This is a genomic window from Streptomyces luteoverticillatus (assembly GCF_003970715.1).
Lineage (GTDB): Bacteria > Actinomycetota > Actinomycetes > Streptomycetales > Streptomycetaceae > Streptomyces > Streptomyces abikoensis.
Genome location: NZ_CP034587.1, coordinates 4,584,136 through 4,598,604, shown reverse-complemented (window position 1 = coordinate 4,598,604; position 14,469 = coordinate 4,584,136). Strand labels below are relative to the sequence as shown.

At 69.9% G+C, this 14,469-nt stretch carries 14 protein-coding genes; 4 read left to right on the top strand and 10 right to left on the bottom strand.

The window, feature by feature from the left end; genetic code table 11:
- Positions 1-78 precede the first annotated feature (78 nt).
- The gene (locus EKH77_RS20535; RefSeq protein WP_126915799.1) at positions 79-1,071 is read right to left on the bottom strand and encodes a LysR substrate-binding domain-containing protein; all 993 of its coding nucleotides are present in this window, start codon (positions 1,069-1,071) and stop codon (positions 79-81) included.
- A 135-nt stretch (positions 1,072-1,206) separates the two neighbouring features.
- Here EKH77_RS20535 and EKH77_RS20530 point away from each other — a divergent pair, with 135 nt between their 5' ends.
- The gene (locus EKH77_RS20530; protein WP_126915798.1) at positions 1,207-1,761 is read left to right on the top strand and encodes a peroxiredoxin; all 555 of its coding nucleotides are present in this window, start codon (positions 1,207-1,209) and stop codon (positions 1,759-1,761) included.
- 11 nt (positions 1,762-1,772) lie between these two features.
- A complete protein-coding gene (locus EKH77_RS20525; RefSeq protein WP_126915797.1) occupies positions 1,773-2,306 on the top strand; it encodes an alkyl hydroperoxide reductase in 534 nt (177 codons plus the stop codon).
- A gap of 90 nt (positions 2,307-2,396) precedes the next feature.
- Here the strand turns inward: EKH77_RS20525 and EKH77_RS20520 are convergent, their stop codons facing one another.
- The 4 genes from EKH77_RS20520 to EKH77_RS20505 form a co-directional block, all read right to left on the bottom strand.
- On the bottom strand, positions 2,397-3,782 hold the full coding sequence (locus EKH77_RS20520) for an AI-2E family transporter (protein ID WP_126915796.1): 1,386 nt from the start codon (positions 3,780-3,782) through the stop codon (positions 2,397-2,399).
- Between the two features lie 124 nt (positions 3,783-3,906).
- The gene (locus EKH77_RS20515) at positions 3,907-4,638 is read right to left on the bottom strand and encodes a transglycosylase SLT domain-containing protein (protein ID WP_206279892.1); all 732 of its coding nucleotides are present in this window, start codon (positions 4,636-4,638) and stop codon (positions 3,907-3,909) included.
- A 380-nt stretch (positions 4,639-5,018) separates the two neighbouring features.
- The gene (locus EKH77_RS20510; protein WP_126915794.1) at positions 5,019-6,341 is read right to left on the bottom strand and encodes a PhoH family protein; all 1,323 of its coding nucleotides are present in this window, start codon (positions 6,339-6,341) and stop codon (positions 5,019-5,021) included.
- 509 nt (positions 6,342-6,850) lie between these two features.
- Entirely contained in the window at positions 6,851-7,612 is a 762-nt protein-coding gene (locus EKH77_RS20505) for an isoprenyl transferase (protein ID WP_126915793.1), read from the bottom strand.
- Between the two features lie 110 nt (positions 7,613-7,722).
- Between EKH77_RS20505 and mgrA the strand changes: the two genes are divergently transcribed.
- The gene (gene mgrA, locus EKH77_RS20500; protein WP_206279891.1) at positions 7,723-8,766 is read left to right on the top strand and encodes an L-glyceraldehyde 3-phosphate reductase; all 1,044 of its coding nucleotides are present in this window, start codon (positions 7,723-7,725) and stop codon (positions 8,764-8,766) included.
- 443 nt (positions 8,767-9,209) lie between these two features.
- On the opposite strand, the gene EKH77_RS20495 is transcribed toward mgrA, so the two are convergent.
- The 5 genes from EKH77_RS20495 to EKH77_RS20475 form a co-directional block, all read right to left on the bottom strand.
- Positions 9,210-10,448 (bottom strand): MFS transporter, encoded by a 1,239-nt coding sequence (locus tag EKH77_RS20495; RefSeq protein ID WP_126915791.1) that lies wholly within the window; start codon positions 10,446-10,448, stop codon positions 9,210-9,212.
- A gap of 139 nt (positions 10,449-10,587) precedes the next feature.
- Positions 10,588-11,169 (bottom strand): TetR/AcrR family transcriptional regulator, encoded by a 582-nt coding sequence (locus EKH77_RS20490; RefSeq protein WP_126915790.1) that lies wholly within the window; start codon positions 11,167-11,169, stop codon positions 10,588-10,590.
- A gap of 76 nt (positions 11,170-11,245) precedes the next feature.
- Positions 11,246-12,847: a multicopper oxidase family protein gene (locus EKH77_RS20485; protein WP_240667451.1), complete on the bottom strand. Its 1,602-nt coding sequence runs from the start codon at positions 12,845-12,847 to the stop codon at positions 11,246-11,248.
- Positions 12,844-13,296, bottom strand: coding sequence for a hypothetical protein (locus tag EKH77_RS20480; RefSeq protein ID WP_126915789.1), 453 nt, complete (start codon positions 13,294-13,296; stop codon positions 12,844-12,846). Before EKH77_RS20480 ends, EKH77_RS20485 begins: the two co-directional genes overlap by 4 nt.
- The gene (locus EKH77_RS20475) at positions 13,293-13,631 is read right to left on the bottom strand and encodes a darcynin family protein (RefSeq protein WP_126915788.1); all 339 of its coding nucleotides are present in this window, start codon (positions 13,629-13,631) and stop codon (positions 13,293-13,295) included. Before EKH77_RS20475 ends, EKH77_RS20480 begins: the two co-directional genes overlap by 4 nt.
- A 110-nt stretch (positions 13,632-13,741) precedes the next feature.
- Between EKH77_RS20475 and EKH77_RS20470 the strand changes: the two genes are divergently transcribed.
- Positions 13,742-14,467, top strand: a complete 726-nt coding sequence (locus EKH77_RS20470; protein ID WP_126915787.1) for a TetR/AcrR family transcriptional regulator — start codon at positions 13,742-13,744, stop codon at positions 14,465-14,467.
- Positions 14,468-14,469: the final 2 nt, after the last annotated feature.

Genomic DNA, 14,469 nt, shown 5'->3' with positions numbered 1-14,469 from the left:
CGGTTTGTGGGCAGGCGTTCCGCAAGGCGGAACGGGTGGGCACAAACCGGCCACCGGCCCGCACCCGCCCCACAAACCTCAGCCCGCAACCACCCGCACGGGCAACTTCGCCAGTTCCTTCCGCAACGCATCCGCGAACACCGCAAACTCCCCCTGCCGCGCCGCGCCAGAACGCATCGCCAACGCCACCCGCCGAGAAGGCGCCGGCTCGGCGAAGTACCCCGTGGCGAGCCGATCACTCCGCCCCGTCTCCACCCGCAACGCGGTCCGCGGCAGCAGCGTCACCCCGAGCCCGCCCCCCACCAACTGCACGAGCGTGGAGAGTCCGGCCGCACTGGTGGTCGTCTGGGCCCCCTCCGTTCGCCCGGCCTCGTAGCAGACATCAAGCGCCTGGTCGCGCAGACAGTGCCCCTCGTCAAGCAGCAGCAGGGGATCGAGCTCGCGCAGCGCCTCGCGCGGGATGTCGTGCCGCCCGGCCAGCCAGTGATCACACGGCGTGACGAGGACGAAGTCCTCGTCGAAGAGGGGGATCTCGCTCACGCCGGGCACCCCGAGCGGCACGGCGAGCAGCAGCAGATCGAGCCGCCCCTGGGTGAGCCCGTCGAGCAACGACGAGGTCTGCTCCTCGTGGACCTGGAGGTCCAGGTCCGGATACGAGTCGTGCACCAACCGCAGAACGATCGGCAGCAGATAAGGAGCGACCGTAGGAATCACCCCGAGCCGCAGCACACCCGTGAACGGCGCCCGCGCGGCATCGGCTTCCTCCATCAGCGCGCCCACCGCGTCGAGGACCGTGCGGGCTCGCGCGGCCAGCCGCTCACCCGCCGGGCTGAGGAGCACTTTCCTCGTCGTACGCTCGAGAAGCTGAATGTCGAGCGTCTCCTCCAGGGCCGAGACGGCACTGGAGAGCGCGGGCTGGCTCATGCCGATGGCCGTGGCGGCGTCGCGGAAGTGCAGATGCTCGGCGACGGCCACGAAGGCGCGCAGCTGCGCCAGGCTGGGCTGGCGGGGGCGCGCCGGAGGCCCTCCGGGCCCTCGTTCCGGCCGCCCCTGGGTTATGGACGACGACATCACTGATAACCACCTCCGATCAACATCACCCAGTCTAGCTATTTCCGCTATCAATGCCTCCTGTGGCACTGTGGTTCCTGTCCAACCCGCAGGAAACCCCACGAACGGGAGGTTTCCTCGTTGCAAGGAGAGCGCGTGCTCACTGTCGGTGACAAGTTCCCCGAGTTCGACCTGACCGCCTGTGTGGACCTCGACGCGGACAAGGCCTTCGCGCAGATCGACCACAAGACCTACGAGGGCAAGTGGAAGGTCGTCTTCTTCTGGCCGAAGGACTTCACCTTCGTCTGCCCGACCGAGATCGCCGCGTTCGGCCAGCTGAACGACGAGTTCGCCGACCGTGACGCCCAGATCCTCGGCGTCTCCGGCGACTCCGAGTTCGTGCACCACGCCTGGCGCAAGGACCACAAGGACCTGCGCGACCTGCCCTTCCCGATGCTGGCCGACGCCAAGCACGAGCTGATGCAGGCCTGCGGCGTCGAGGGCGAGGACGGCTACGCCCAGCGCGCCGTCTTCATCGTGGACCCGAACAACGAGATCCAGTTCGTCATGGTGACCGCCGGTTCCGTCGGCCGTAACCCCAAGGAGGTCCTGCGGGTCCTCGACGCCCTGCAGACGGACGAGCTGTGCCCCTGCAACTGGTCCAAGGGCGAGGACACCCTCGACGCCGTCAAGCTCCTCGCGGGCGAGTGAGCTGATCTCCCATGGCCCTCGATGAGCTGAAGTCCGCCATACCGGACTACGCCAAGGACCTGAAGCTGAACCTCGGCTCGGTCATCGGCAACTCCGACCTGCCGCAGCAGCAGCTGTGGGGCACCGTCCTCTCCTGCGCGATCGCGACCCGTTCGCCGATCGTCCTGCGCGAGCTGGAGCCCCAGGCCAAGGAGAACCTCTCCCCGGAGGCGTACACCGCCGCCAAGGCCGCTGCCGCGATCATGGCGATGAACAACGTCTACTACCGCACCCGGCACCTGCTGTCGGACCCGGAGTACGGCAACCTGCGCGCGGGCCTGCGGATGAACGTCATCGGCAACCCGGGCGTGGAGAAGGTCGACTTCGAGCTGTGGTCCCTGGCCGTCTCCGCCATCAACGGCTGCGGCATGTGCCTCGACTCCCACGAGCAGGTGCTGCGCAAGGCCGGTGTGAGCCGTGAGGTGATCCAGGAAGCGTTCAAGATCGCCTCGGTCCTCCAGGCCGTCGGCGCCACGCTGGACGCCGAGGCCGTGCTGAACGGCTGAGCCTTCGATCCATACGGAACGGGCCCCCGACCGATCGGTCGGGGGCCCGTTCCGTACGCACTGCGCCGCCTCATGTCAGATCGGCGCGCGTCAGGAGGAGACCTTCGGTGGGGTCTCCTCCTTCGCGTACGCCCGTAGATACCCGACGACCGTATTCGTCACCGCCACCAGCGGCACCGCGACGACCGCGCCACCGATGCCCGCCGTCATCGAGCCCGCGGCGACGGCGAGGACCACGGCCAGCGGGTGAACGCGCACGGCGCGGCCGAGGATGAAGGGCTGGAGCACATGGCCCTCGATCTGCTGCACCGCGAGCACCACGACGAGCACCATCGCCGCCGTGAAGACGTCCCGGGTGACGAGCGCCACGACGACCGCCAGGGCGCCGGAGACGACGGCGCCGACCAACGGGATGAAGGCGAACAGGAAGATGAAGACGGCCAGCGGCACATACATGGGCACCTTGAGGAAGTAGAGCCCTATGCCGATGAAGATCGCGTCGATCAGGGCCACTATCACCGTGCCGCGCACATAGGCCGTCAGCGTCGCCCAGGCGCGCGGGCCCGCGCCCGCGACGCCCTCGCGGGCGGCCTCGGGCACCAGCTTGAGGAGCCACTGCCAGATGCGGGGGCCGTCGTAGAGCAGGAAGAGCGTGCTGAACATCGCGAGCAGGATGCCCGTGAGCACCTCGATGATCACCTGCACGCCCTCTATGCCGGCCGAGGTGATGTCCTTGGTGCTGGTGCCGATGGCCTCGCTGAGCTTGTCGGCGATGTTGTTGATCTGGCCCTGGGTGACATGGAACGGGCTGTTGAGCAGCCAGCGCTTGAGCTCGGTGATGCCGTGCTGGACCTGCTTGGACAGGTCGTCGAGGTTCTCCGTCACCTGCCAGACCACGAACCAGCCGACCAGGCCCATGACCACGAAGCCGGACAGGAACGTCAGGGCCGTCGCGAGCCCGCGCGGCACACCGCGCCGCTTGAGCAGGGCCACGGTGGGCTGGAGCAGGGCGGTGATCAGCAGTCCGGCGACGAAGGCCAGCACCACCAGCCGCACCGCGCTGATCACCCGCATCAGCACCCACAGGGTGCCCGCGAGCACCAGCAGCCGCCAGCCGACCTCGGCCGCGACCCGGACGCCCCAGGGGACGGCGGCGACGGGATCGGGACGCGCTGCGGGCGCGGCCTGGGCCGCCGGAGCGGGCAGGGTCGCGACGGGCTCGGCAGCCGGCACGGGCCCGGCCGCCGGCACCGGGCCGGTCCCGGAGGGCGGCGCGGCGGCGGACGTGGAGACGGGCGTGGGTACGGGTGTGGGCGTGGCGACGGACGTGGGTGCCGCCCCGGGCGTCGGGCCGGTCACGGACGTCGGGCCGGCCGGGGGCCGCGCCTCGGCGGTCGCCTTGCGGGCCTCGAGCCGTTCGCCGAGCCGTACCAGACCGGAGCCCAGCCCGCCCAGCCATTGTGGCAATCTGGACATTTTTCTTCCTCTACCCCCACTCCCCCGTGGCCATACCCGTCGACGTTACCTGGCCGGTGGGACAACGAAGCCCCCGACCTTCGCAGGTCGGGGGCTTCCGCTGGTCAAGAGGTGCTGGCGGGGCCTAGTACCACTGGTTGGCCTGCCAGAACGACCAGGCGCCACAAGGGCTGCCGTAGCGCTCGTTCATGTAGCTGAGGCCCCACTTGATCTGGGTGGCCGGGTTGGTGCGCCAGTCGGCGCCCGCGGACTCCATCTTGGTGCCGGGCAGCGCCTGGACGAGACCGTAGGCACCCGAGGAGGCGTTGGTGGCGGTGTAGTCCCAGGTGCTCTCGTTGTTCACGATGTTGCTGAAGCACTGGAACTGATCGCCCGGGATCATCTGCCGGGCCATCGCCTGGACCTCGGCGACGGAGTAGGAGCTCTTGGTCGCGAAGGACGAGGCATCGCGGGTGGCGGAGCGGCTGGAGACCTGCTCCTTCTCCTCGCGCTCCTTGGCCTTCTTCTCGGCCTCTTCCTTCTCCTTGGCCTCGGCCGCTTCCTTCTTCGCCGTGGCGTCCTCGGCGGCCTGCTTGCGCGCGGCCTCCTCGACGTCCTTCTTCGCGGCGTCGTCGGCGGCCTGGGCCTGCGTCTCCGCCTGCTGCGTGAGGGAAGCGGTCTGCGCCTGGACGTTCTGTCCCGAGGGGATGGCGGCGAGAAGCGTCGTGTCCGCTGCGGTGGCCTCGACGTGATCCGTCGTGCCCTGATCGTTGCCCGCTGCGACACCGACGACGGCGCCCACGGTGGTGACCGCGGTGGCGGATGCCACGGCGAATCCCCGGACAGAAATCCGGCTCACACGTTTTCCTTCCAGCATCGCCCGCATAGGTGACCTCGCGGACGCGACGTGCCCCTGGCGCGGGCCTCCGTCAGCACCGGTCCCGATGGGGACCGGCCGGTCACTGGAGGCACTGACCCGGTGGGCCCTCCTTGCGGAGGTCCGCGAATGCTCGGGCGGCATACGGCGACGCTGTTCAGTTGTCCGTTCCGCATCGCCCCCGGAGGGGCTCAAGTGCCGTATGCGGGGCCTGACAGGAAGCAGACTCTGCCTGAACGCCACACTCCGAGGCAATTCTTGGTCACGTGGGAAAGCTCACACCCCGTTTATCCCTGCGGCTTTACGGAAACAGCGGCGGCACACGACGGCGCGCGGCTAAGCTCCTCGGCTTCGCCGCGCGCCCGCCGGGACGGAGCCGGTCAGATGCGACCGTCCTCCAGCAATTCGGTCACCAGCGCCGCGATGGGCGAACGCTCCGACCGCGTCAGGGTCACGTGCGAGAAGAGGGGATGCCCCTTGAGCTTCTCGACCACGGCGACCACCCCGTCGTAGCGCCCGACGCGGAGGTTGTCGCGCTGGGCCACGTCATGGGTGAGCACCACCCGGGAGTTGGCCCCGATCCGCGACAGGACCGTGAGCAGCACGTTCCGCTCCAGCGACTGGGCCTCGTCGACGATGACGAAGGCGTCGTGCAGCGAGCGGCCGCGGATGTGGGTGAGCGGGAGGACCTCCAGCATGCCCCGCCCCACCACCTCCTCGATCACCTCGGAGGTCGTCACGGCCGAGAGGGTGTCGAAGACCGCCTGGGCCCAGGGGCTCATCTTCTCGGCCTCACTGCCGGGCAGGTACCCCAACTCCTGCCCGCCCACCGCGTACAGCGGCCGGAACACCATCACCTTGCGGTGCTGGCGGCGCTCCAGCACCGCCTCCAGGCCCGCGCACAGCGCCAGGGCCGACTTGCCCGTGCCCGCGCGGCCGCCCATGGAGACGATCCCGATGTCCGGGTCCAGCAGCATGTCCAGGGCCACCCGCTGCTCGGCGCTGCGGCCGTGGATGCCGAACGCCTCCCGGTCGCCGCGCACCAGCCGCACCTCGCCGTCCGCCGTGACCCTGCCGAGCGCCTTGCCGCGCGCGGACTGGAGCACCAGCCCGGTGTGCACGGGCAGTTCGGCGGCCTCGGGGACGTACACGCGCTCGGCGGTGAAGAGTTCGTCCACCTGCTCGGCGGTGACGGTGAGCTCCGCCATCCCCGTCCAGCCGGAATCGGTGATGGCGAGCTCGGCACGGTACTCCTCGGCCAGCAGCCCGACCGCGGACGCCTTGATGCGCAGCGGCAGGTCCTTGGAGACGACGGTGACGTCGTACCCCTCGGCCTGGAGGTTGCGGGCGACCGCGAGGATGCGCGAGTCGTTGTCACCGAGACGGAAGCCGGCGGGCAGTATGCCCGGATCCGAGTGGTTGAGCTCCACCCTGATCGTGCCGCCGAGCTCGCCGGTCGGGATCGGCGAGTCGAGCCGGCCGTACCGCACGCGGTACTCGTCGAGCAGGCGCAGCGCCTTGCGGGCGAAGTAGCCGAGCTCGGGGTGGTGCCTCTTGGCCTCCAACTCCGTGACCACCACGACGGGCAGCACGACCTCGTGCTCCTCGAAGCGGGACACGGCTCCTGGGTCGGCCAGCAGGACGCTGGTGTCGAGGACATAGGTGCGCCGGTCGCCATCACGGCGCTTCTTGCTGTTCACCACGGGTGGACGAACCCCCTCGTGCTTCAGGTAAGGGCGCACCGCCGTTGTGAGAAACGGTGGCGCGGGAGATGGGCCGGGGCCTGGCCCGCCAGGGTCGCCGGTCGTCATCCGGCCCACCGTCCTTGCCGTGCGGGCGCTCCGGCCCGCTCGGTCCGCACGGTCGTCGTCCTGGTGCAAAGGGCCTCCCGGGCGGGCGGCCCCGTGCCGCCCGCTGGCAGAGCGACGGTCCCAGTTCCGACCGTCGGCCTGCTGGGGATATTCCCGCTGTACCGCGTGAGCATGCAACGGCATATGCGTCGCGCAGGTGAACGATTGATCCGTCGTTACCCGTACGTCAGTTCGTCCGGCGCGGGAGCGGGCGTTCCGTCAGCACCCGTATGCGGGGGCGTAGGCCGGGCCCGTACGCGGGCCCCTCGGATCAGCCGCCGTAGCGGCGGTGGCGTGCGGCGGCCCCATCATGCGGGGGCAACCCCCGCACCCCCGGCCGGAAGCCCCCCGGGCGCACCCCGTCAGCCGCCGTAGCGGCGATGACGTGCCGCGTAATCCCGGAGCGCGCGGAGGAAGTCGACCTTGCGGAAGGCCGGCCAGAAGACTTCGCAGAAGTAGTACTCGGAGTGGGCGCTCTGCCAGAGCATGAAGCCGGACAGCCGCTGCTCGCCGCTGGTGCGGATGATGAGGTCCGGGTCGGGCTGGCCGCGCGTGTAGAGGTGCTTGGTGATGGCGTCGATGTCGACGGTCTCGGCCAGCTCCTCGTGGGAGACGCCGTTCTCCGCGGCTTCCAGGACCAGGGAGCGGACCGCGTCCGCGATCTCCTGCCGGCCGCCGTAGCCGACCGCGACATTGACCAGTATGCCCTCGCGGTCGATCGTGTCCTGCTCGGCCTCCTTCAGGACCGACTGGGTCCGGGCCGGGAGGAGATCGAGGGTGCCCACGTGGTGGACGCGCCAGCGGCCGTCCGCCGCCAGGCCGCGCACCGTGTTCTCGATGATGCCGAGCAGCGGGGCGAGCTCCTCGGCCGGGCGGTCCAGGTTGTCCGTGGAGAGCATCCACAGCGTGACGACCTCGACATCGGTCTCCGCGCACCAGCCGAGCAGCTCAGAGATCTTCTCCGCGCCCGCCTGGTGGCCCTGCACGGTGGTCCGGCCGTCCGCGCGCGCCCAGCGGCGATTGCCGTCGAGGATGACACCGATGTGCTTGGGCACCTGGGCGTGGTCGAGGCGGCCCTCCACCCGGCGTGCGTAAAGCCTGTACACCAGGTCGCGCAACTTCACTCTTCCTGCCCCTCCATGCCACGGCGGTCGCCCCGAGGGCGCCACACTACTGCCAGCGTGTCGCGAGGACCCAACTCGGCCTGTCACAGGACCGTGATAGTCAGATGCGCATGACCGATCCCTCGTTCCACCGCGCGGCCGAAACGCGCTACGACTCCATGGAGTACCGGCGTACGGGCCGCAGCGGGCTGAAGCTGCCCGCCATCTCCTTGGGACTGTGGCACAACTTCGGCGACGACCGCACCCTCGACTCGCAGCGGGCCATTCTGCGCCGGGCCTTCGACCTGGGCGTCACCCACTTCGATCTGGCCAACAACTACGGGCCGCCGCCCGGTTCGGCCGAGCTCAACTTCGGGAAGCTCTTCGCCCAGGATTTCCGGCCCTACCGGGACGAAATCATCATCTCCACCAAGGCCGGCTATCTGATGCACCCCGGCCCGTACGGCGAATGGGGCTCGCGGAAGTATCTGCTGTCGTCACTCGACGCCTCATTGCGCCGGATGGGTGTCGATTACGTCGACATCTTCTATTCGCACCGTTTCGACCCGCACACCCCGCTCGAGGAGACGATGGGCGCCCTCGCGTCGGCCGTCCAGCAGGGCAAGGCGCTGTACGCGGGCATCTCCTCGTACAACTCCCAGCAGACCCGCGAGGCCGCCCGGCTGCTGCGCGAGATGGGCGTGCCCGCGCTGATCCACCAGCCGTCCTACTCGATGATCAACCGCTGGACGGAGGACGACGCGCTGCTGGACACCCTGGAGGACGAGGGCATGGGCTGCATCGCCTTCGCACCCCTCGCCCAGGGCCTGCTCACGGACAAGTACCTCCTCGGCGTCCCGGAGGGCTCCCGCGCCTCCCAGGGCAAGTCGCTCGACCCGGCGCTGCTCACGGAGGACGTGGTGCGCCGGCTGAGCGGCCTGAACGACATCGCGGCGCGGCGGGGGCAGTCCCTGGCCCAGCTGGCGCTGAACTGGGTGCTGCGGGACGAGCGGATGACCTCGGCGCTCATCGGCGCGTCCGGCGTGGCGCAGCTGGAGGCCAATATCGCCGCGCTGGGCGCCGCCCCGCTGGAGAAGGCGGAACTGGCCGAAATCGATGCCCTGGCGGTCAGCACGGAGGGCGTGAACATCTGGGCTCGACGGGGAGATTCCTAGTTCGGAGCGGCCGGAATCCCGGTCCGCTTCCCCTTCGGGATACCCGGCGATGGTTGGCCAGGCCATGATCATCGCATTGGTGTGGCACATCTCGACACGGAGAGTGACGAGGGGGAAAGAAAACGGGCCGGTCCGTGGGGGGGATACGGACCGGCCCGAGGGGGGGTTTCCACCATAACCGGTCCGAGGCCCTCCTTGCTGCATCGGCGGGGGTGACAATGCGTGGCGTGCTGACTTGCGGCCATGAAGTTGATCTTGTGTGGGGCGTTTTACGGAGTCGGCTCGAGCCCCCTCGAACCCTTCATTGCTGGGCTGACGGCGCAGAACCGGCCATCCGGTCGCTATCCGGAATCCGGCCCACCGCTCCTCCGAAAATGTCTTGCAAAGTCATCATCGGCTTGACGTGATTCCGCATTCCGGGCGTCATTGACATCACGGCGATGTCACGAGGACATCACGCGGGCCTCTCGGCGGGCTTCGGACGGACCTCCGGCGGGCCCCCGATGGGCTTCGGATGAGCCACCGGCGGGCTCCCGACCGGCCCCCGTCGCCCTGAAGGGGAGATCGGGAACGAGGGTGAGGGCGCCGATCACGGCCATACCGGCCCCGAGCCACAGCGGTGCGCGAAGACCGAAATCGGCTATCGCCAGTCCGCCGACCGACGACCCGATGATGATCCCGAAGGTGATGAAGGACGAGTGGACGGTGTTGACCAGCGGCCGGGCATTGCCGACCCGCTGCACACGCGTCACCATCGCCGGATTCATGGTCACGCCGACCAGGCCGATGCCCATCATGAAGACCACCGTCGGCGCCTTGAGATGGGCCAGCAGTGCGAATCCCGTAAGAAAGACCAGGTTAAGGACTAGACCAAAGAGCAGAACGGTCACGGTGTGACGATCGGCGAGCCGCCCGACGATGTTGTTGCCGATCACGGTCGCGGCCCCGTAGCCGATAAGCAGCAGCGGGACGGTGCCGGCGCCGAATCCCGTCACCTCGGTGAGGATCGGGTTGAAATAGGAGAACGCGCAGAACGTCGCACCGATGACGCAGGTGCTGGTGGCGAGGGCGCGCCAGAGCCCGCGATTCCGGAAGACGCCCATCTCCTCACGGAGACTCCCGCCGTCCTCGGCGTGCGGCACGTCCGGCACCCCGGCGAGCGTGCACAGCGCCGCGAGGAGGGCGAGGCCCGTGATGACCCAGAAGGCGGCGCGCCAGCCGAGCCGCTCCCCGATCAGCGTGGACATCGGCAGCCCCAGCAGGGTGCCGAGCATCAGGCCGTTCATCAGCACGGCCACCGCCCGGCCCCGCACCTCGGGACGGGTCAGCCGGGCGCAGAGCGAGATGGCCGTGCCGAAGAACGCCTGCGAGGCGACACCTGTGATCACACGCGCCGCCACCATGACCCCGTAGCCGGAGGCCGTGGCGGCCAGCGCGTTGCCGAGCAGGAAGACCACGAAGAGCACGGCCAGCGCCCGCTTGGGGCGCAGCCTCAGCACGGCGACGGTCAGGAGGGGCCCGCCGAGGGACATGGCGGCCGCGAACGCGGTGATCAGATAGCCGATCTGCGGGATGGTCGCGTCCAGCCCGTCGGCCATTTGCGGCATCAGTCCGGCCACGACGAATTCGCTGGTCACCATGGCGAAGATGCCCAGCGCCAGGACGTATACGGATCGGGGCATGGCAGCTCCCTGATTCTTGTTTCGTATCGGTCAGTTGTTTTGTACCGGCTGTTTTGTATCGGCCAGTTCAAAATGCGGGCATGCGAGGGCGCGCGCGGGTGGGGATCGCGTGGGAGGGGATGAAGAAGGCGGTCAGGTGTCAGATCGCGTCGAGGGCGATACGGGCGATGGCGCGCAGCGCCGCCTCGCCCGCCCCGGCGCGGGCCGCGACGCGGATGCCGCCGACGGTCGCGGTCACGAAGTGCGCGAGCGCGCTCGCGTCCTTCGCCGGGTCGATCTCGCCGGCCCGCTGCCCGGCCTTCAGGGCCGCGGCGAGCGCGTCATGGCGGCGGACGTAGTCACGTTCCAGCTCGTGCGCCACCTCGGGGTCGCGCGAGGCCAGCTCGACGGCGGTGTTGACGTAGAGACAGCCCCGGCCGCCGCCGTCCGCCCCGGCCTCCTCCGCGAGGACGTTGTCCAGCAGGGCGCGGACTTTCTCGCGGGCGGGGACGTCCTCCTCCAGCAGCGCGGCCAGTTGATCGCTTTTGCGGCGCATATACAGCGCGAGGGTGCGGAGGAAGAGGTCGCGCTTGCTGTGGAAGGTGTTGTAGATGCTGCTGCGGCCCAGACCGGTGGCCTCGCAGAGGTCCTGGGTCGAGGTCGCCTCGTACCCGGCGGTCCAGAACGCCTCCAGCGCGGCGTCGACCGCCCGCTCCTCGTCGAACTTCCTCGGTCGGGCCATGGGATGACCGTAACAGTTTTTGGATCAGTCGGTCCAATACTTCCGGTGTGCGTTTGGCGACCTGCCGGACGGCCCGCTAGACGACCTGGAAGTTGGCCATCATGGCCATGTCCTCGTGTTCGAGGTTGTGGCAATGCAGCATGTAGCGGCCTTTGTAGCCGGCGAACCGTGCGAGAACCTCCACCACCTCGTACGGCCGGACGTCCACGGTGTCCTTCCAGCCGGCGTCCGCGGCGGCCGGTGGCCTGCCGCCCCGGGCGACGACCTGGAACTGGGCGAGGTGGACATGCACGGGGTGGTGGAAATCGCTGCTGAAACGCCACCGCTCCACGCTGCCCAGGCGCGGGGACGCCAGCACGGTACGGGCGTCGAACGGCCGGCCGTTGATGGTCCACAGCTGCCGGCTCCCGCCGTCCTCGCCGTCCTCGCCGGTGTTCGTCCGGCGGAAGTCGAAGACCCGCACCGGCATCGCCGCGCTCGGCGAGAGCCTCTCGAAGGAGGCGGCGAGCCGAGCCGGTACGCGGCTGTCGTCCCGTCCCCCACGCACGACGTGGAACCGCATGACGTCGCGCATGCCACCCTCGGCGGCGGTGTTGCGCAAGGTGATCCGGCTGCCGACAGGAAAGTCGGCGAAGTCGACGACGACGTCGCAGCGTTCGCCCGGAGCCATGTCGACCGTGGCGAGTGACTGGGGCGCGGCCAGCAGCCCACCGTCACTGCCGATCTGAACGAATCGGCCGGACGTGCCTTCTTTTGCTTCCAGACGGAGCCGGTAGCGGCGGGCGTTGGAGGCGTTGAGGAAACGGAAGCGGTAGCGGGTGGCGGACACCTCCAGGACGGGCCAGGGCGCGCCGTTGACGAGCTGGACATCGCCGAGCACCCCGTCGGGAAAGGCGTCGTGGCCGTGCCCGGGGGCGGGGTGATCGTGCTCATGGGAGGGATAGCGGAAGGAGCCGTCCTCCTCGAAGGAGCGGTCGCACAGCATCAGCGGGACGTCGCGGTCGCCGCCAGGCAGCGAAAGCCTCGCTTCTTCCTCGTCGCCGATGAGGAAGAAGCCGGCCAGGCCGCGCCAGACCTGCGGGGCACTGAAGTCCATGCGGTGGTCGTGGTACCAGAGCGTCGCCGCCCGCTGCGGCAGCGGGTACTCGTAGGTGCGGTAGCCGATGGATATCCGGCCGGCGTGGTCGTCCCCCATGCCGTCGTGGGCCATGCTGTCGCGGGCTCGGCTCGCGCCGCCGGGTGAGCAACGGGCGGGCAGGAGCAGGTCGGTGGGGTAGCCGTCGGACTCCGGCGGGGTGACGCCGCCGTGGAGATGCGTCACGGTCGGGACGGCGAGGCTGTTGCGCACCTGGAGCACGGTCCTGCGCCCCGAGCGGGCGGCGAAGGTCGGGCCGGGGAAGATCCCGTCGTACCCCCATACCGTGGTCTTCCGGCCCGGCAGGATCTCCACGCGGCCCTCGCGCTGCTCGACCTCGTAGACGTCGGCTCCGCCCTCGCCGCGTACCGGCCGGGCGACCGGCGGAACCGGCAGCGGCACGCCGAACGGCTTGGGCAGCGGCCCCTCGCTGGCCAGGACCCGGCCCGTCGACGCCCCGGCCAGGCGGGCCCAGCCCGCCGCGCCCACGGTCGCCGCGACGCCGGCCCCTGCGGCCAGCCCCAGGAACGTGCGTCGTCTCACTGGGCCGCTTCCCTCAGTCGGCCGACGTGCACGACGGGCTGCGGGCGATGGGTGAACGCCCAGCAGGCCAAGGCCGTCGCACAGCCGAAGATGGCCATTCCGAGCGGTATGTGGCCCGCGAGCGCGCGGGCCTCGCCGAGCCCCCGCTGCACGCTCACCAACGCCACCAGCACCGTGTTCACCGCCACGGGCCACCCCGGGCCGCGCAGGCGTCGCCACACCAGCAACGCCGCCGCCGTCTCCACGACGGTCAAGGCGCTCAGCACGTCGGCGTTGGCGGCGTGCCAGGCGAGGAGGTCGAGGTCCCCGGTGACGAAGAGCCCGGCCAGGGCGGCCTGCGCGAGCGTGTCCAGCAGCACGAGCACGGCCGTGACGCGCAACAGCCGCACCGGCCGGCGACGCTCGTACCCCGTCCGCTGTCCCGTCCGCTGTCCCGTCCGCGCGTTCACCGGGCGTCGCCCTGGGCCTGCTCGTACGCCTGGAAGCCGTCCTCGACGCCCAGGAAGATCTCGCCGAAGGTGAGGTACCCCTCGGCGATGACCGGTGTGTCGCGCAGGGCCTCGATCAGGAAGTAGTACGCGCCCAGGTCCTCGGTCTCCAGCACGACGAAGTCCGAGAACCGGCCGCTGAACGCCTCGGCGTCGAAGAACCGGGCCCGGACGCGGTCGGCGTAGGCGGCGAAGGCCGGCTCCAGATGCGCCTCGCGCATCGCGTTGCGCTCCTCGCGCGACAGCGCCAGCCACCGCTCGGTGACGGTGTAGGTGAGGACGATGCCGTACTTCATGGGACTCCCCCGGCGAGCATTTGCTAACGGTGTTAACTTTCGAGGGAAAGGTAAAGTGATAGGCGTTAACTTTGTCAAGGGAAGCGTCGAGGGAAGGCGGGCCGAGCCCCATGTCCAGCACCACGGGAGCCCGTACCGGCCGCAAGCACCGCGTTCGCGAGGAGGCGCTGGCGGAGATCCTGCGCACGGGGCGGCGACTGCTGGTCGAGGAAGGGCCGGGGGCCGTCACGCTGCGGGCCATCGCCCGCGAGATGGGCATGACCGCGCCCGGCCTGTACCGCTACTACGCGGGCCACCGCGACCTGATCCAGGCCCTGGCCTCGTCCCTCTACGACGAGCTGGCCACCGCCCTGACCACGGCCCGCGACCGCCACCCGGCCGCCGAGCCCGGACGTCAACTGCGCGAGGTATGCCGCGAACTGCGCCGCTGGGCGCTGGACCATCCCCGCGAGTTCGGCCTGCTGTTCGCCAAGCCGGACGCCGACGCCGACACCACGCCCGGCACCGTCGCCCACGACTCCGGCTGGCGCTTCGGCGGCGTCGTCCTCGACCTGATGGTCCAGCTGTGGCGGAACGGCGGCGTCCAGCCACCGCCCACCGCCCTGGACCCCGCCTGGGCGGCCCAGCTCGAGGAGGTCCGCGAACACCTCTCCGGCGAACCCGTGCCCCTGGACGCCATCTACGTCTTCGTCGCCTGCTGGGCCCGTCTGTACGGGGCAGTCGCCGTGGAAGCCTTCGGCCACCTCGACTTCGCCCTCACCGACCCCGAACCCCTCTTCGAGCACACCCTCGCCGACATCCTGACAGCGCTGGGCGCCACCCCCGGCGCCGACTAACG